Source organism: Actinoplanes sp. NPDC048967 (genome assembly GCF_040649415.1).
Lineage (GTDB): Bacteria > Actinomycetota > Actinomycetes > Mycobacteriales > Micromonosporaceae > Actinoplanes.
This window is the reverse complement of sequence record NZ_JBEZFL010000003.1, coordinates 316,672-331,929: the sequence shown is the minus strand read 5'-3', so window position 1 is coordinate 331,929 and position 15,258 is coordinate 316,672. Positions and strand designations below refer to the sequence as shown.

General features: G+C 71.6%; 19 protein-coding genes. 5 read left to right on the top strand and 14 right to left on the bottom strand.

Going from position 1 to position 15,258, the window contains the following annotated elements; translation table 11 throughout:
- Positions 1 to 47: 47 nt before the first annotated feature.
- Positions 48 to 704: a hypothetical protein gene (locus tag AB0C12_RS14070; RefSeq protein WP_360547729.1), complete on the top strand. Its 657-nt coding sequence runs from the start codon at positions 48 to 50 to the stop codon at positions 702 to 704.
- A 78-nt stretch (positions 705 to 782) separates the two neighbouring features.
- Here the strand turns inward: AB0C12_RS14070 and AB0C12_RS14065 are convergent, their stop codons facing one another.
- Genes AB0C12_RS14065 through AB0C12_RS14045 form a run of 5 tightly spaced genes read right to left on the bottom strand, consistent with a single transcriptional unit; the run spans position 783 to position 4,017 of the window.
- The gene (locus tag AB0C12_RS14065) at positions 783 to 1,331 is read right to left on the bottom strand and encodes an SET domain-containing protein-lysine N-methyltransferase (RefSeq protein WP_360547727.1); all 549 of its coding nucleotides are present in this window, start codon (positions 1,329 to 1,331) and stop codon (positions 783 to 785) included.
- A complete protein-coding gene (gene mug, locus AB0C12_RS14060) occupies positions 1,328 to 1,900 on the bottom strand; it encodes a G/U mismatch-specific DNA glycosylase (RefSeq protein ID WP_360547725.1) in 573 nt (190 codons plus the stop codon). The genes AB0C12_RS14065 and mug overlap by 4 nt, the downstream gene beginning before the upstream one ends.
- Positions 1,901 to 1,939: 39 nt before the next feature.
- The gene (locus AB0C12_RS14055) at positions 1,940 to 2,461 is read right to left on the bottom strand and encodes a hypothetical protein (protein ID WP_360547723.1); all 522 of its coding nucleotides are present in this window, start codon (positions 2,459 to 2,461) and stop codon (positions 1,940 to 1,942) included.
- Positions 2,458 to 3,213 carry an SDR family oxidoreductase gene (locus AB0C12_RS14050; RefSeq protein WP_360547721.1) on the bottom strand — a complete coding sequence of 252 codons (756 nt, stop codon included), beginning with the start codon at positions 3,211 to 3,213 and terminating at the stop codon, positions 2,458 to 2,460. The genes AB0C12_RS14055 and AB0C12_RS14050 overlap by 4 nt, the downstream gene beginning before the upstream one ends.
- Before the next feature lie 45 nt (positions 3,214 to 3,258).
- Positions 3,259 to 4,017: a helix-turn-helix transcriptional regulator gene (locus tag AB0C12_RS14045; protein ID WP_360547719.1), complete on the bottom strand. Its 759-nt coding sequence runs from the start codon at positions 4,015 to 4,017 to the stop codon at positions 3,259 to 3,261.
- A 118-nt stretch (positions 4,018 to 4,135) separates the two neighbouring features.
- Here AB0C12_RS14045 and AB0C12_RS14040 point away from each other — a divergent pair, with 118 nt between their 5' ends.
- Positions 4,136 to 4,507 carry a nuclear transport factor 2 family protein gene (locus AB0C12_RS14040; protein WP_360547717.1) on the top strand — a complete coding sequence of 124 codons (372 nt, stop codon included), beginning with the start codon at positions 4,136 to 4,138 and terminating at the stop codon, positions 4,505 to 4,507.
- Between the two features lie 10 nt (positions 4,508 to 4,517).
- Here AB0C12_RS14040 and AB0C12_RS14035 read toward each other — a convergent pair whose 3' ends face one another.
- The 6 genes from AB0C12_RS14035 to AB0C12_RS14010 form a co-directional block, all read right to left on the bottom strand.
- Complete coding sequence (locus AB0C12_RS14035; RefSeq protein ID WP_360547715.1) at positions 4,518 to 4,994, bottom strand: cupin domain-containing protein; 477 nt, start codon at positions 4,992 to 4,994, stop codon at positions 4,518 to 4,520.
- 63 nt (positions 4,995 to 5,057) lie between these two features.
- Positions 5,058 to 5,798, bottom strand: coding sequence for an SDR family oxidoreductase (locus tag AB0C12_RS14030; protein WP_360547713.1), 741 nt, complete (start codon positions 5,796 to 5,798; stop codon positions 5,058 to 5,060).
- Between the two features lie 231 nt (positions 5,799 to 6,029).
- Positions 6,030 to 6,467, bottom strand: a complete 438-nt coding sequence (locus AB0C12_RS14025) for a hypothetical protein (protein ID WP_360547711.1) — start codon at positions 6,465 to 6,467, stop codon at positions 6,030 to 6,032.
- Positions 6,464 to 7,282 carry a DUF692 domain-containing protein gene (locus AB0C12_RS14020; RefSeq protein WP_360547709.1) on the bottom strand — a complete coding sequence of 273 codons (819 nt, stop codon included), beginning with the start codon at positions 7,280 to 7,282 and terminating at the stop codon, positions 6,464 to 6,466. The genes AB0C12_RS14025 and AB0C12_RS14020 overlap by 4 nt, the downstream gene beginning before the upstream one ends.
- A complete protein-coding gene (locus AB0C12_RS14015) occupies positions 7,279 to 8,193 on the bottom strand; it encodes a TIGR04222 domain-containing membrane protein (protein ID WP_360547707.1) in 915 nt (304 codons plus the stop codon). Before AB0C12_RS14015 ends, AB0C12_RS14020 begins: the two co-directional genes overlap by 4 nt.
- Before the next feature lie 63 nt (positions 8,194 to 8,256).
- Complete coding sequence (locus tag AB0C12_RS14010) at positions 8,257 to 8,835, bottom strand: helix-turn-helix domain-containing protein (RefSeq protein WP_360547705.1); 579 nt, start codon at positions 8,833 to 8,835, stop codon at positions 8,257 to 8,259.
- Positions 8,836 to 8,997: 162 nt separating this feature from the next.
- Here AB0C12_RS14010 and AB0C12_RS14005 point away from each other — a divergent pair, with 162 nt between their 5' ends.
- Together AB0C12_RS14005 and AB0C12_RS14000 are read left to right on the top strand one after the other, a co-directional pair.
- On the top strand, positions 8,998 to 9,645 hold the full coding sequence (locus AB0C12_RS14005) for an HAD family hydrolase (RefSeq protein ID WP_212993014.1): 648 nt from the start codon (positions 8,998 to 9,000) through the stop codon (positions 9,643 to 9,645).
- Between the two features lie 182 nt (positions 9,646 to 9,827).
- Positions 9,828 to 10,712, top strand: a complete 885-nt coding sequence (locus AB0C12_RS14000) for an RIO1 family regulatory kinase/ATPase (protein WP_360548992.1) — start codon at positions 9,828 to 9,830, stop codon at positions 10,710 to 10,712.
- 64 nt (positions 10,713 to 10,776) lie between these two features.
- On the opposite strand, the gene AB0C12_RS13995 is transcribed toward AB0C12_RS14000, so the two are convergent.
- The 3 genes from AB0C12_RS13995 to acnA form a co-directional block, all read right to left on the bottom strand.
- Positions 10,777 to 11,022 (bottom strand): DUF2630 family protein, encoded by a 246-nt coding sequence (locus AB0C12_RS13995; protein WP_360547702.1) that lies wholly within the window; start codon positions 11,020 to 11,022, stop codon positions 10,777 to 10,779.
- Between the two features lie 24 nt (positions 11,023 to 11,046).
- Entirely contained in the window at positions 11,047 to 11,793 is a 747-nt protein-coding gene (locus tag AB0C12_RS13990) for a response regulator transcription factor (RefSeq protein ID WP_360547700.1), read from the bottom strand.
- Positions 11,794 to 11,895: 102 nt separating this feature from the next.
- Positions 11,896 to 14,667: an aconitate hydratase AcnA gene (gene acnA, locus AB0C12_RS13985; protein ID WP_360547698.1), complete on the bottom strand. Its 2,772-nt coding sequence runs from the start codon at positions 14,665 to 14,667 to the stop codon at positions 11,896 to 11,898.
- 188 nt (positions 14,668 to 14,855) lie between these two features.
- Here acnA and AB0C12_RS13980 point away from each other — a divergent pair, with 188 nt between their 5' ends.
- Entirely contained in the window at positions 14,856 to 15,245 is a 390-nt protein-coding gene (locus AB0C12_RS13980) for a hypothetical protein (protein WP_360547696.1), read from the top strand.
- Positions 15,246 to 15,258 lie beyond the last annotated feature (13 nt).

Sequence of the window (15,258 nt, the reverse complement as noted above, 5' to 3'; positions counted from 1 at the left end):
GTCGATACGGTGGGGCCTCGTCCAAGGGAAGACACGGGGAGAAACCGATGCGTCAGGTCAAGAACAAGCTCACTCTGCTGGCCCTCACCGGCTGTGCCATCGCTGCGACAGCGGCCTGCTCCGCGCCGTCCGACGCGCCGATCGCTGCTCCGTCCGCGTCCACGGGCGCCGGTTCCGCCGCGAGCCAGGCCGCCGGCCCCGCGCCGAGCCCCACGGTGAGCACCTCGACCCGGCCCGCGCCCCCGGCGGAGAAGCCGGCGACCAGCGAAGAGCCGTCGACCGGCCAGGGCGGTCAGGCTGACGACACCGACTGGGCCAAGGTCGCCTTCCGGGCGCTCGGCTGCAAGCGCCACGCCGACCTGCCCAAGCGGGCCGAGGTGCAGCACGTCGACCACTCCGACCTCACCGGCGACGGCCGGCCGGACACGATCGTCGCGGCGTCCTGCCCGACGACCACCTCGACCAACGCGGTGCGCGTCTTCGTCTTCGGCGCGGACTCCAGCACCGGGCCGCTGCTGACCATCGGCAAGGACTCGTACCTGCGGACGGCCGACCTGCGGACGAAGGGACGGTCGCTGACCGTCGATTCCGAGGCGCTCAGCGACGACGCCCCGCTGTGCTGCCCCGACCTGCGGATCACCCAGAGCTGGAAGTGGACCGGCTCGGCCTTCACGCGTACGGCCTTCAAGAGCACCGCGCTCTGAATGCAACCGATCCGGGCTCAGCTCCGTCTTGGAGGGTGGGGCCTGGGAAGCGGTCCCCGGATGCCGCCGGAGGTCAGGTCAGTGCCCCCGCTGACCTGGCTTTCGGCCGGAGCCGTCCGGCAGCGCGGCGATCCGGGCGAGCAGCATCGGGATCCAGTGCTCGCCATAGCGCGCCCGCAGGTCCTCGCGGCGCCAGTCGTCGCCGGTGACCGTGCCGCGGCACAAGGATGTGCCGCAGCGGCAGGCCATCGTGAACGCGGACTCCGCCGTACTGGTGGCGTAGTCGTTGGTCAGCTCCTCACCCGGCGCGATCGGGCGCCGGGTGGCCAGCTCGTACGGGCCGACCCACCACAGGTTCGGGTCGCAGCTGTGGTTGCCGTAGCCGTTGGGGCGGCGGGGCGGCAGGACCAGATGCTCGGTCTCGCTCACGGTGATCGTGTCGACGTACGGCTGCTCCGGGTCGGCGATGAGCCGGCGCAGTTCCGCCCCCGACACCAGCCGCCCGCCCAGACGCGAGACGACCACACCCGCCGGGTACGCCCGCCGGGCGAACAGCCCCCGCCCCTCGATCGCCGAATCCCGCACCTCGATGCCGGGATCCAACCAGCAGTCGGCCTCCGGGGTCACCGCTCCGCCGCCTCCCGCAGCTCCGCGTACGCCGCCGCCAGCGTGTCGACCGTGTAGTGCGCGTTCAGGCCACTCGGATTCGGCAGCACCCACACCGGCACCCCGCCGACGGTCTCGTCCTGCGGCCCGATCCGCGCTCTGGGCCGGCCGAACGCCGCCCGGTACGCGGTCACGCCCAGCACGGCGAGATACCGCGGCTGCCAGGTGCGCACCAGCTTGTCCAGCATCCGGCCGCCGTCGACGAACTCGGCCGGAGTGAGCTCGTCGGCGCGCGCGGTCGCCCGGGCGACGACGTTGGTGATGCCCAGGCCGAGCTCGGGCAGCTTGCACTGCTCGGACGGATGCAGCAGCACCGGGGTGAAGCCGGCGCGGTGCAGCGCGGGCCAGAACCGGTTGCCCGGGCGGGCGAAGTGGTGCCCGGTGGCGGCCGAGTACAGACTGGGGTTGATCCCGGAGAACAGCACCCGCAGCCCGGGCCCGACCAGGTCGGCGAGCGTGCGGTCCCCGGCGGCGGCGACCTCTTCGGCCGTCGGCGGCCGGAATGTGGGCGGCGGCACGGCGGACAGCATCCGCCCAATGTATCGACCCGGCCGCCAGGGCCGTGAGGGTCAGGTCCCGGCCGGGACCGGTCGGTGCCGGGTCAGCTCGCTGAGCAGGACCGCCGGGCCGGGCGTCATCAGGCCCACGTCGATCACGAAGGACCCTCGGCGCAACCGGGGTGTCCGTCCGTCCGTCGGTGCGCAGGCGACCGCCTCCGGCGTGGTGGGCGTGACCACCAGCTGGGTGAACGGCCCGGCGAACCGCAACCGGGCCCACGCGATGGCGGCCGCCGGCACGAAGGTCGCCCGGTGCCGGCTCGGCGCGAACTCCACGCCGGCCGCGGAGACCCGTACCCAGCCGGGGTTTGATCCTGCGCCGATCACCGCACCCAGCCCACCGGCCGCCGCGGTCGACAGCGTCACCAGCCCGGCTTCCACGTAGTCGCCGAGGTCGAGCGAGGCCCCGACCGCCACCGCCGCGACCATGGCCAGCCCGCGGATCAGCAGAACCGCCGGTGCGACGAGCAGCGCGACACCGAGGCCCAGCCGCCACCGGTGCACGCGGAAGACGACCGGCTCGGTGACGCTCACAGCATCCGTAGCGCGCCGCCGTCGACAGGCAGGGTCAGCCCGGTCAGGTAGCTCGCCGCCGGGGACAGCACGAACGCCGCCACCTTGCCGAATTCGTCCGGCTCACCCAGCCGGCGGAGCGGGACCGAAGCCGCCGCCTCCGCGGCAGCCGCCTCGGCGTCGCCGGTCGCCTCGAACAGCTCCTTGTTGCGGTCCGTCAGCACGCGTCCCGGGAGCAGGCTCACCACGCGTACGCCGCGCGGGCCGTACTGGTCCGCCATGTCCTTCGCCGCCCCGGCCAGACCGGGTCGCAACCCGTTGGACAGCCCCAGACCGGCGATCGGCGTACGCGCCGACGTGGACAACACCAGGGCGATCGCCCCGCCCTCGGGCAGTGCCGCCGCGATTGTGCGCGCCGCGCGTACCGTGCCGAGGAAGACCGTCTCGAAGGCCTCGCGCCACTGCTCGTCGGTCAGGTCCGCGGCCGTGCCGCGGGCCGGGCCGCCCACCGAGATCAGCGCGCCGTCAAGGCGGCCGAAGCGCTCCCGCGCCGTGCTGATCAGCAGCTCCGGCGTGCCGGGATCGGTCAGATCGGCCACCACGCCCGCCGCGCCGTCGCCGAGCTGAGCGACCGCCGCGTCGACTGCCTCCGGCGAGCGCGCGGAGACGACCACCTTGGCGCCGTCGGCCACCAGCGCGCGGGCGGTGGCGAAACCGAGGCCCCGGGAGGCGCCGGTGAGGACGAAGACACGATCAGCCAGCCCGAGGTCCATGCCGCAGATCCTGCCACCCGGCGACGTCCCGGGCACCCCGAAAGATCACTGGGCGCGCAGGAAGGTGGCGGTCGCCGCATCCGCCGGCAGGAACGACTCGATGGCCAGCTCGTCGAGGGTGACATCGAGCGGCGTGCCGAGCACCGACGTGACGCTGAAGAACGACAGCTCCTGACCCGCGGTCGAGTACCGCAGCGGCACGACCATGCCGTCCGGCCGGGCCTTGGCCTGCCCGCCGGGCAGCGCCAGCAGCTCGTCGTGCAGCGACCGCAGCACCGGATCGCCGGTCGCCTGCGCCTGGCGGTCCAGCCGGTGCAGAACATGCGCGCGCCACTCGGGCAGATTCCGGATCCGGGGCGCCATGCCGTCCGGGTGCAGCGACAGCCGCAGCACGTTCACCGGCGGCTCCAGCAGCTCCGGCGCGGCCCCGGCGGTCAGCAGCGGCACCGCCGCGTTGCCGTCGACCATGGTCCAGTGCCGGTCGATCAGGACGGCCGGATACGGCTCGTGCCCGGCCAGCACGTCACGCAGCGACGCCAGCACCGCGGCCAGGGCCGGGCCGCGAAGATCCCCCTCGGGATAGGCCGGCGCGAAACCGCCGGCCAGCAGCAACGCATTGCGCGCCCGCAACGGTACGGCCAGCTCCTCGGCCAACCGCAGGATCATCTCCCGGGTCGGCCGGGCCCGGCCGGTCTCCACGAACGACAGGTGCCGCGTCGACACCCCCGCCTGGCCGGCGAGCTCGAGCTGGCTCAGCCGCCGGTTGCCCCGCCACCGGCGCAGCAGCACCCCCACGTCGCTCATGAACCCGATCGTAGGGAGCCGGCCGAGGACCGCCGATTACCCGCGAGGTAATCGACCGGACTACCCGGGCCGGGTGACGGTGGTCGGGCCGACAACCCGAGCAGCGAGGAGAACCGACATGAGCGACTTCGACATCGTGGTGCAGCACTACCTGGCCGCCTGGAACGAGACGGATCCGCAGCGCCGCCGCGCGGCCATCGAGGAGGCCTTCACCGCGGACATCCGGTACGTCGACCCGCTGGCCGCGGTCGAGGGCCACGCGGCGCTCGACGGCCTGATCGGTGCGGTGCAGGCTCAGTTCCCGGGGTGGGCCTTCACGCCTGGTGGGCCGGTTGACGCCCATCATGAGCAGGCGCGTTTCACCTGGCATCTGGGTCCGGCGGGCCAGGAGCCGGTGGTGATCGGCTTCGACGTGGCCGAGCTGGGAGCGGACGGCCGGATCCGCACGGTGCTGGGCTTCATCGACCAGGCTCCCGCGGCGCTGGGCTGACCGGGCGGCGTCAGGTCCAGAACGTATCGTGGCGCAGGTAGAACTCCGTGCGTTCCTCCTCGGACATCTGCGCGACGGTGGAGACCCGTTCGAAGTAGTCCTCCCGGGGCGCCCCGGGGGCGAACAGGATCAGCATCGACGCCGGCTCGCCCGACTCGTTGCGGAAGCCGTGCACGCCGCCCTCCGGCACGTACAGGAAGTCGCCGGGGCGGCCGTCCTGCCACTTGCTGCCGTCGTAGAGCCTGACCGTGCCGGACAGCACGAAGAAGGACTCCGAGATGGAGCGGTGGAAGTGCGGATCGGGACCGCTGCGGGGACCCTTGAAATCCCACCGGTACAGGCCGAACCGGCCGTCCGTGCTGTCACCGGTGGCGAGGTAACTCGCGGTGGTCGCCGCTCCGTCGAGCTCCGGCTCGGCGGCGGCGACCCGCAGGGTCGCGGTCGCCTCGCCGCCGTCGCCGAGGTAGCGCGCATCGGGATAGGACATATCAGCGACCGTACGCGGAAACCACCGGGCCGCGCTGCCCGTGCCGTGGGCCGATCGACGAGATCAGTCCATGGCATGACCGCCGTTGACCGTGATCCGCTCGCCGGTGATGAACCGGGCCCCGTCCGAGGCCAGGAACGCCACCACGTCCGCGATCTCGCCCGGGGTGCCCATCCGGCCCAGCGGCACCTCACGCCGGTAATCCTCGACGTGCTCCGGATCGATGCCCGCGTGCCGTTCCACCGGGATCCAGCCGGGCGCGACCACATTGACGGTGATGCCCCACGGGCCGAGCTCGCGCGCCCACGTGCGGGTCAGCGAGAACTGCGCGCCCTTGGCCGCGCTGTAGGCGGACATGCCCGGTGCCGCGCGCTCGAAGAGGTCCGAGCCGATCTGGATGATCCGGCCACCGCCGCGCTCGCGCATGCCGGGCGCGATCGCCCGCATCAGCAGCGTGGGGCTCTTCACGAAGAAGATGAGCTGGTCCAGGTGGTCCTGCCAGGTGACGTCGACCGCGTCGATCGCCGGCTGCGGGCCGGTGGCGTTGGGCACCAGCACGGCCACCGGACCGAGCCGGGACTCGACAGCCGTGACCAGCGCGGTGACCTCGGCCTCGTCGGTGACATCGGCCCGGAACGCGGCCGCGCGCCCGCCGGCGGCCTCGATGTCGGCGACGACCCGCTCGGCGTCCGCCCGGTCGGGCAGATAGTTGACGGCCACGGGCCAGCCGTCGGCGGCCAGCCGCCGGGCGATGTGCGCACCGAGCCCCCGCGAGGCACCGGTGACCAGAACCGAGCCGTCCATGCCGACGAAGCTACCGCCCACCACCGACAGTTTTCGGCGGCGCCTGGCCTGACGGCACGGCCGGGGTCGTGACCGCTGTCCGTGACCCGGGTGGGTCGGCGGCGGGGCGCGCGGGCTCGGCGTAGGGGATTCGGGCTGAGCGGGCGGGTTTGGCTCAAGGAGCGGGTCGGCCCGAGCCGGTGGAGGTTGGCTGGGCAGGCGGAGGTTGGGCTGAGCAGCCGGACCTGGGGGTCAGCCGCGGCGCAGGACGCGTACCCGGCCTGCGAACTGCACCACCACGGAGCCGGCGGCGCCGCGCATGGCCGGCAGCCGGCGAGCACGCGGCGGATTCTCGCCGTCGTAGACCAGGGACGCCTCGCGGGCCGCGAGCTCCGCGCCGGCCGCGGCCGGCAGTTCCCCCCGCGAGGCCAGCTCCCGGGCCAGGTCCCAGCCATCACGCAGCGACCCCCGCGTAGGCCGCGTCGCGGCCCACGCCGACCACTGCCTGTACCAACCCGAACCGAGCGCGTGCGCCAGATCCGGCCATTGCCGTGCGACCTCACCGGCCCGCTTCCTGAGCAGCGCGACCCGCGCGGCCTCGACGAGCCGGGCGTCAAAGCCCAGGGGTACGGCAGCCCCGCCGGTCAGCGCGGCCACCAGGTCGGCCTGCCGTTGCGCCAGCGACGTCATGTCACCCTCGGATAGCCGGAGGCGGCGGCGATCGCGTCGAGTTCGCCGGTGAGCTCCGCCGCCGACGGGTAGTCGCCGTCGCGTTCCAGCATCAGTGCCGGCGGCCGGTGCCGGGCGCACAGTTCGGTGATCAGGTCGAGGACCGGCTGGGGGACCGCGTCGGTGTGCGTGTCGTGGTAGATCCCGTCGTGCTCGGCGCCGCCGGCCACGTGGATGTAGGCGATCCGGTCCAGGGGCAGCCGGTCGAGCAGGGCCAGCGGGTCCGTGCCACGGTTGCGGGCGTTGGCGTAGACGTTGGCCACATCCAGCAAAAGCAGGGCGTCCGTGCGTTCCAGGATCTCGGTCAGGAACGCGCCTTCGTCCAGCTCGTCGTCGGGCCAGTCGAACAGGGCCGCGATGGGTTCCAGGGCGATCGGCACCGGCAGCTCCGCCTGGGTGCGCTTCACGTTGGCCACCACCGCGTCGACGGCTTCGCGGCTGCGCGGGATCGGCAGCAGGTGGCCGGCCTCCACGCCGCCCGCGCGGACGAATGCGATGTGCTCGCTGACCAGGGGTGCGCCCAGCCGCTCGGCCACCGCCGCGAGGTGGGTGACGCGGGCCGGTTCGACCGGTTCCGCGCCGCCCAGCGACAGTTTCACCCCGTGCGGCACCACGGCCACGCCGCGGTCGCGCAGCTCGGCCAGGCCCACCGGCAGGTCCCCGTGGGCGTGTACGGACTCGGCGACCACCTCGGCGAACCTGAGGCCGGGGAGCTGGGCGACGAAGCCGCCGATCTCGGGCCGCCAGCCGATGCCCACCCCGTACGCGGTGGTCATCCGCCGCACCCGCCTCCGCCGCAGCCGCCGCCTCCACCGCAGGACGAGCTGCCGCTGCTGCACGAGGAGGAACTGCCGGAGTCGCCGCCGGAGGCCGAGCCGCTGTTGTTGTAGGCGTTGATGCGCTGGACATCCGCGTCGGCGGCGAAGGCCGGGTCCATGGTGTAGAGCGTCGCGGTGCCGTACAGGGCCACGCCCATCGCCGCGCCCGTCGCGCCGTAGGTGGCGTACGAGGGGGACTGGTGCGGGGCGAGGTATGCGTGCTGCTGACGCAGGGCGCGCAGGCCCTTGTCGGCCGCGTGCGTCGCCCGGCGGCGGCGGGTCAGCAACATGATGGTCAGGAAGAAGGCGATCACGATGGCCACCACCAGGTAGCCGACGGGCTTGTCGTTCTGCAGGCCGTCGACGAGCCGGGCCACGCCGGCCAGCACCACCAGCGCGCCGACCAGGGCCCAGGCCCGGGCCGCCTTGAGCTTGGCCGGGGTCACGGCCAGGCCCTGGGCCTCCAGGCCCTCGCGCAGCTGCCGCACCGCCGCGACGACCCACTGGTCACCGGTGAGGTCACGGGCCCGCAGGCGCCGGCCGGCCGCGTTGTAGACCGCCGAGTCCAGCGGGGTGGTCCCGGCGGGCATCGGGCCCGACTGCTGCAGCGTCTTGCCCGGGCCGCCGGTGATGGCCCCGGCGCCGCGCAGACCGCCCAGCGAGGCGTAGACGGCGAGCTGGTCGCCGCCGTTGAGGTAGGCGACCTGCTGCGGGCCGAGCCGGTCGACGGGGGCGCTGCGGTTGCCGGAGAACAGCACGCGCCGGTGGATGGCCGAGAGGATCAGCACCGAGATGATCACGGTGAAATAGAGGACGAGGAAAGCCGGTCCGGGGATGCCCCAGGTGTCACCCTGCGCCGCGAGATTCATGTCCGACCTCCCGAGCTTGTGTCGTTGCTGGACCTCATTGTGCAGGTCAATGCAACGTTCGGGTCACGGCCGGCGGACAGCTTCCTCCACGACGTCCAGGACCCGGCTCAGCTCGCCCGCCGGGCGGCCGGTCGCCAGGTGCAGGACCAGCCCGTCGTAGGCCAGCTCGAGGAACTGGGTGAGCACCTCCACGCCCACGTCGTCGCGCAGCACACCGGCCTCGTGCTGGCGTTCCAGCCGCTCGCGGGTGGCCTCGGCGATCGCGGCGGAGCGCTCGGCCCAGCGCTTGGCGAAGGCCGGATCGGTGCGCAGCCGCCGGGAGACCTCGAGCTGGCTGCCGAGCCAGCCGGCCGTGTCGCCGTCGCTGGTCCGGGCCTGCTCGAGCAGGTCGCGCATCACTTGGACGAGGCCGTTGCGGCGGACTGTGGTGACCATGGCGGCGGCGTCGTCCTCCGCGACGGCGAGGAACAGCGAGTCCTTGTCGCGGAAGTGGTGAAAAATCGCGCCACGTGAAAGCCCGGTGGCCTCCTCGAGGCGGCGGACGGTGGCACCCTCGTACCCGAATCGGGCGAAGCACCCGCGCGCCGCCGCGAGGATCTCGTGGCGGCGGGCGTCGAGCTGGTCCTGGCTTACCCTGGGCACCCTGCGATCGTGTCACGCCGGTTCGGACGCTTGCAATCCGTACGTACGGCTTGCCAGCCCATCGAGATCCGTCTCGCATGGTGCCAAAAGCGTCATCCCGCCCGCCCTTTGTTAACACTGTTGGACTGTCGGTGCCCGTATTCACTCACGTACAGTGCGCGGGTGCCTCTCGTCTTCCTCGCGCTGGACGACACCCTGCTTGACCGCAGCGGTGCGTTCCGTCTGTGGGCGAAAGGTTTTCTCGACGAGATCGCGGCACCGCAGGACGATCTCGACTGGTTACTGTCGGTCGACGCGGACGGCCTCACCTCCCGGTGGGACCTGGCCGATCTGATCCGCGACCGCTACCAGCTCGACATCCCCTCGATCGACCTGCTCGAGGAGCTGCACGAGGGCCCGCTGGCCTACGAGCGTCTCGACCCCCTGGTGGCCTGTGCGCTGCAGATCGCCGGGGACGCGGGGTGGGTCCCGGTGGTGGTCACCAACGGCCCGCACGAGCAGCAGGAGACCCGGATCCGGCGCACCGGGCTGGACCGGTACGTCGCCGACTGGGTCATCTCCGAGCAGGCCGGCGTCAGCAAGCCCAACCCGCGCATCTTCGCGCTGGCCGCCCAGCGGGTCCGGATGCGTCTCGGCGGCGCCTGGATCGTCGGGGACAGCCCGGAGGCGGACATCGGTGGCGCCGCCGCGATGGGACTACCCAGCGTGTGGTTGCACCGCGGCCGGGACTGGATCGACAACCGGTTCGCGCCGACCCGGGTGGTCGGCAACGTGATCCAGGGACTGTCCGCGGTGATGGCCGCCCGTTAATTCGGTTGCGCGACCGGGTGACGCCCGGGAGAGTGCATCCCGTACGTGATCCGCCGGTTTCTCGAGAAGAAGGGGGTGAACCTCATGGCCGTCTTTGTCCTTCGCCATGCCCAGGTTCCCGTTTCTTTCTTCTCCGAGGAGACCCTCAAGTGCGAGAGCACGACGCTTTCGGCCCGGCAACCATGCGCCGCGGCCGCCGCAAGTTCGACGACGACGACGCCGACTTCGTAAAGACGGGCAAGCTCGAGCCCGCTCTGGCCGAGGATCCCGACCTGCCCGAGACCGGCGATCGCTGGTCGACGTGGGACGGCGCCCTGCACGGCCCCCATCCCCGCCCCGACTGGGTCCGCACCGAGTACGGCGCGGTGGACACCGAGCTGGGCATGCTCAAGACCGGCAAGGAAGCGGACGTCTTCCTGGTCCGGCGGGCCGTGCCCGAGACCGACAAGATCAGCATGATCGCGGCCAAGCGGTACCGCGACGGCGATCACCGGCTCTTCCACCGTGACGCGGGCTATCTCGAGGGTCGCCGGGTGCGCCGGTCCCGTGAGATGCGCGCGATGACCAACCGCACCGCGTTCGGCAAGGAGCTCATCGCCGGGCAGTGGGCGGCGGCCGAGTTCGGCGCGCTGTCCCGGCTCTGGCAGGTCGGTCAGGAGGGCGGCACGATCTCGGTGCCGTACCCGGTGCAGCTCATCGGCACCGAGCTGATGCTGGAGTTCATCGGCGACTGGGAGACCGGGGAGGCCGCGCCGCGGCTGGCCCAGGTGCGCACCGACCGCGACGGGCTCGAGGACCTGTGGCGGCAGATGACCGACGCGCTCAGCGTCCTGGCCCGCACCCAGATCGCGCACGGCGACCTGTCGCCGTACAACACGCTGGTGCACGAGGGGCGGCTGGTGATCATCGACATGCCGCAGATCGTCGACCTGATCGCCAACCCGCAGGGCGCCGAGTTCCTGGCCCGCGACGTGCGCAACGTGGCGAGCTGGTTCACCGCGCGCGGCCTGACGGTGGACGCCGACGGGCTGATCGAACGCCTCAGCTACGAAGCGGGACTGCTGTGACGTCCCGGGGCGGGCAGCCCGGACCGCGGCCGCCGGAGAAGCGCTGGCCGCGGCCGGGGCCGCGTCACTGGAGGTAGCCCTCGACCTCGCTGGTGCTGTGGGCCTGCTCGCTGTCCGGGTTGTTGCCGAACTCCCGGGCAGCGCGCCGGCGGCGCAGCAGGTCCCAGCACTGGTCCAGCGACTCCTCGAGCTCCTTGAGCTTGGCGTGCTCCTCGTCGCTGGTGATCTCGCCGCGGCTCAGCTGCTGGCGGAGCTTGTGCTCCTCTTCGACCAGGCCGTTGATCCGGCCCAGCACAGTGTTGTCATCCATGACCAAGAGCCTTGCACACGGGTTTCACAGATCAAGCGGCACTCGCGGCGCGACCGGCTCGGCCCAGTCACCGGTCAGCACGCGAGAGGTCTGCTGCGGCGGGAGCACCAGCTTGTAGCCGACCTGGCGGACCGTGCCGATCATGCACTCGTACTCGCTGCCGAGCTTGGCCCGCAGCCGGCGGACGTGCACGTCGACGGTGCGGTGGCCGCCGAAGTAGTCGAAGCCCCACACCTCGCGCAGCAGCTGGTCCCGGCTGAACACCCGGCCCGGGTGCTGGGCCAGGAACTTGAGCAGCTCGAACTCCTTGTAGGTGAGGTCGAGCTGGTGGCCCTTGAGCCGGGCGGAGTAGGTCTGCGGGTCGATGGCCAGCTCGCCGGCGGTGACCGTGCCGCTCGCCCCGCCCGCGGCGCCGCCGGAGACCCGTCCGGTGGTCAACCGCAGCCGGGCCTCGACCTCCGCGGGTCCGGCGTGGGTCAGCAGCACGTCATCCAGGCCCCAGTCGGCGGCCATCGCGATCAGGCCGGCCTCCTCGACGACGGCCAGCAGCGGCACCCGCAGGCCGGTGGCGCGCAGCATCCGGCACAGGTCACGGGCCTCGAGCAGGTCACGGCGCGCATCCACCAGGACGACATCGGGGTCGGCGCCGGAGAGCAGGGACTGGACGTCGAAGGTGCCGACCCGCAGCGAGTGCCGCAGCAGATCGAGCGCCGGTAGCGCCCGATCCTCCGCAGCGGCGCCGGGGCGGGTGGCCAGCAGCAGGATCTCCATGGGCCTCAGCGTGCGGCACGCATGTTTCGAAATGTGTTCCGCACAGGTAAGAACACCCCGTCATCCGGTGGACGACGGGGTGTTCTCCAGCACATACAGGGTCTAGCTGGTCAGCATCTTGCGCAGCACGTACTGCAGGATGCCGCCGTGGCGGTAGTAGTCCGCCTCACCGGGGGTGTCGATCCGGACGTCGGCGTCGAACTCCACGCCGGTGTCGGTCAGCACCTTGACGGTCGACGGGATGCCGCCGTCGTTGAGCGCCTCGACGCCGGTGATGGTGAACGTCTCGGTGCCGGTCAGGCCCAGCGACTCCGCGTTGGTCTTGGGCGGGAACTGCAGCGGGAGCACGCCCATGCCGATCAGGTTCGAGCGGTGGATGCGCTCGTACGACTCGGCGATGACCGCGCGTACGCCCAGCAGCATCGTGCCCTTGGCCGCCCAGTCGCGCGACGAGCCGGAGCCGTACTCCTTGCCGGCCAGGATGACCAGCGGGACGCCGGCCTCCTTGTACGCCACCGAGGCGTCGTAGATGCTGGTCTGCTCGCCGGTCAGGTGGTTGACGGTGAAGCCGCCCTCCACGCCCGGGACGAGCTGGTTGCGCAGGCGGATGTTGGCGAACGTGCCGCGGATCATCACCTCGTGGTTGCCGCGCCGGGAGCCGTACGAGTTGAACTCGTGCCGGGGCACCCCGTGCTCGGCCAGATACTTGCCCGCGGGGGAGTCGGCCTTGATCGAGCTGGCCGGCGAGATGTGGTCGGTCGTCACCGAGTCGCCCAGCTTGGCCAGCACCCGGGCGCCGGCGATGTTGGTGACCGGCGACGGGTCGGCCTGCATGCCCTCGAAGTACGGGGGCTTGCGCACGTAGGTCGACTCCGGCGCCCACTCGAAGGTCTTGCCCTCCGGCGTGGGCAGCGACTGCCACTGCTCGTCACCGGCGAAGACGTCCTGGTAGGCCGTGCTGAAGCCGGTGGCGCCGATGGCCGCGGCGATGACCTCGTCGATCTCCTTGGCACTGGGCCAGATGTCGGCGAGGTAGACCGGCTTGCCGTCGGAACCGGTGCCCAGCGGCTCGGTGGTGATGTCCAGGTCCATCGTGCCGGCCAGCGCGTACGCGACCACCAGCGGCGGCGAGGCCAGGTAGTTCATCTTGATGTCCGGGTTGATCCGGCCCTCGAAGTTGCGGTTGCCGGACAGCACGCTGACCGCGGTGAGGTCGGCCTCGTTGACCGCGGCCGAGATCGCCTCGGGCAGCGGGCCCGAGTTGCCGATGCAGGTGGTGCAGCCGTAGCCGACCAGGTTGAAGCCGAGCTTGTCGAGGTACGGCGTCAGGCCGGCCCGGTCGTAGTAGTCCATGACGACCTTGGAGCCCGGCGCCAGCGTGGTCTTGACCCACGGCTTGCGGTTGAGGCCCTTGTCGACCGCGTTCCGGGCCAGCAGCGCGGCACCGATCATGACCTGGGGGTTCGAGGTGTTGGTGCAGGAGGTGATCGCGGCGATGCCGACGAAACCGTGGTCCAGCTCGAACTCGTTGCCGTCCTCGCCGACCACCCGGGTGGGCTTGGAGGGCCGCCCGGTGGCGCCGTCGGCGGCACTGAAGACGTGCGGCTTGTCGGCGTCCGAGTGCTCGTGGTTTGCCGGCGGGTCGCTGGCCGGGAAGGACTCCTCGCTGGCCTCGTCGGCGGGGCCGACGGCGCTGACGTAGTTGGCCAGCGCGTCGCGGAACATCGGCTTGGCGCGGTCCAGCGGGACCCGGTCCTGCGGGCGCTTCGGGCCGGCCAGCGAGGGCACGATGGTCGACAGGTCCAGCTCGAGGCGCTCGGAGTAGTTCGGCTCCCCGGCCGGGTCGTGCCACAGGCCCTGGCGCTTCGCGTACGCCTCGACCAGCGCGACCTGCTGCTCGGAGCGGCCGGTGAGCTTGAGGTACTTGATCGTCTCGTCGTCGATCGGGAAGATCGCCACGGTCGAGCCGTACTCGGGCGACATGTTGCCGATCGTGGCCCGGTTGGCCAGCGGCACGGCGCTGACGCCGGGGCCGTAGAACTCGACGAACTTGCTGACCACGCCGTGCTCGCGGAGCATCTCGGTGATGGTCAGCACCAGGTCGGTGGCGGTGGTGCCGGCCGGCATCTCGCCGTGCAGCTTGAAACCGACGACCCGGGGGATCAGCATGCTGACCGGCTGGCCGAGCATCGCGGCCTCGGCCTCGATGCCGCCGACGCCCCAGCCCAGCACGCCCAGGCCGTTGACCATGGTGGTGTGCGAGTCGGTGCCGACGACGGTGTCCGGGTACGCCTGGCCGTTGCGTTCCATGATCGTCCGGGCCAGGTATTCGATGTTGACCTGGTGCACGATGCCGGTGCCGGGCGGGACGACCTTGAACTCGTTGAACGCGGTCTGGCCCCAGCGCAGGAACTGGTAGCGCTCGCGGTTGCGCTGGTACTCCAGCTCCACGTTGCGGGCGAAGGCGTCCTCGCGGCCGAACAGGTCGGCGATGACCGAGTGGTCGATGACCAGCTCGGCCGGGGCGAGGGGGTTGACCTTGGTGGGGTCGCCGCCCAGCTCCTTGACGGCCTCGCGCATGGTGGCGAGGTCGACGACGCAGGGCACGCCGGTGAAGTCCTGCATGAGCACCCGCGCCGGGGTGAACTGGATCTCCACGCTCGGATCGGCGGTGGGATCCCAGCCGCCGAGGGCCCGGATGTGGTCGGCGGTGATGTTCGCGCCGTCCTCCGTGCGGAGCAGGTTCTCCAGCAGGATCTTCAGGGAGTACGGCAGGCGGTCATGCCCGTCGACCTTGTCGATCGTGAAAATCTCGTAGCTCGCGTCTGCGACGCGTAGCTCGCTCTTCGCACCAAAGGTGTCGAGGCTGGCCACGTCATCTCCTTCACACCCAGCGACCGTGAGTAGTCCTCATCAGTCTGTCCCACCGGTGACGGCCGCCCGCCGGTTAGGTTGTCCTAACTCAGGGTTCACGTCTTCCGTAAACCGTACGTCCGTCTTGTTATTCGCTGCAACCCGGGTCCGAGGTTTGCTTCTCATGATCAACGGGAACTGACCGTCCCGTGCAGGCACCCACGGATCTGGACCACCTCACGGACTTCTTCGACCGCTACGGCTCGGCCCTGACCAGGGGTGACGTCTCGGCGGTGGCCGGCTGCTACGCGTTGCCGGGCATGGTGGTCTCGGACTCGTACAGCTTCACCTTCGCCTCACCGGCGGCGGTGGCCCTGTCGTTCCTCGGCGCCGCGCCGGCGTACAAGGAGCAGCAGATCGTCGCGGCCCACGCCCAGCTGCGCGATGTGCAGCGGCTCAGCCCGGCGCTGGCGATGGTCGCCGTCGAATGGGAGTACCTCGACAGCCTCGGCAACGCCGTGCCCGGCGAGAGCTACCGCTACCTGATCCGGGTCGACGCGAACGGCCCGCGGATCACCACCGTCATCGCGACGCACTGAAACTGACGTACCC

Excerpts from the sequence above, each read along its gene's own strand:
- AB0C12_RS14050 (WP_360547721.1), bottom strand. The coding sequence starts at position 3,213 with ATGGACCTCGGGCTGGCTGATCGTGTCTTCGTCCTCACCGGCGCCTCC.
- AB0C12_RS14030 (WP_360547713.1), bottom strand. The coding sequence starts at position 5,798 with ATGGACGGCTCGGTTCTGGTCACCGGTGCCTCGCGGGGGCTCGGTGCG.
- AB0C12_RS13990 (WP_360547700.1), bottom strand. The coding sequence starts at position 11,793 with ATGGAGATCCTGCTGCTGGCCACCCGCCCCGGCGCCGCTGCGGAGGAT.
- mug (WP_360547725.1), bottom strand. The coding sequence starts at position 1,900 with ATGCTGTCCGCCGTGCCGCCGCCCACATTCCGGCCGCCGACGGCCGAA.
- AB0C12_RS14015 (WP_360547707.1), bottom strand. The coding sequence starts at position 8,193 with ATGAATCTCGCGGCGCAGGGTGACACCTGGGGCATCCCCGGACCGGCT.
- AB0C12_RS14040 (WP_360547717.1), top strand. The coding sequence starts at position 4,136 with ATGAGCGACTTCGACATCGTGGTGCAGCACTACCTGGCCGCCTGGAAC.
- AB0C12_RS14045 (WP_360547719.1), bottom strand. The coding sequence starts at position 4,017 with ATGAGCGACGTGGGGGTGCTGCTGCGCCGGTGGCGGGGCAACCGGCGG.
- AB0C12_RS14070 (WP_360547729.1), top strand. The coding sequence starts at position 48 with ATGCGTCAGGTCAAGAACAAGCTCACTCTGCTGGCCCTCACCGGCTGT.
- AB0C12_RS13995 (WP_360547702.1), bottom strand. The coding sequence starts at position 11,022 with ATGGATGACAACACTGTGCTGGGCCGGATCAACGGCCTGGTCGAAGAG.
- AB0C12_RS14020 (WP_360547709.1), bottom strand. The coding sequence starts at position 7,282 with ATGACCACCGCGTACGGGGTGGGCATCGGCTGGCGGCCCGAGATCGGC.
- AB0C12_RS14000 (WP_360548992.1), top strand. The coding sequence starts at position 9,828 with ATGCGCCGCGGCCGCCGCAAGTTCGACGACGACGACGCCGACTTCGTA.
- AB0C12_RS14035 (WP_360547715.1), bottom strand. The coding sequence starts at position 4,994 with ATGTCCTATCCCGATGCGCGCTACCTCGGCGACGGCGGCGAGGCGACC.
- AB0C12_RS14025 (WP_360547711.1), bottom strand. The coding sequence starts at position 6,467 with ATGACGTCGCTGGCGCAACGGCAGGCCGACCTGGTGGCCGCGCTGACC.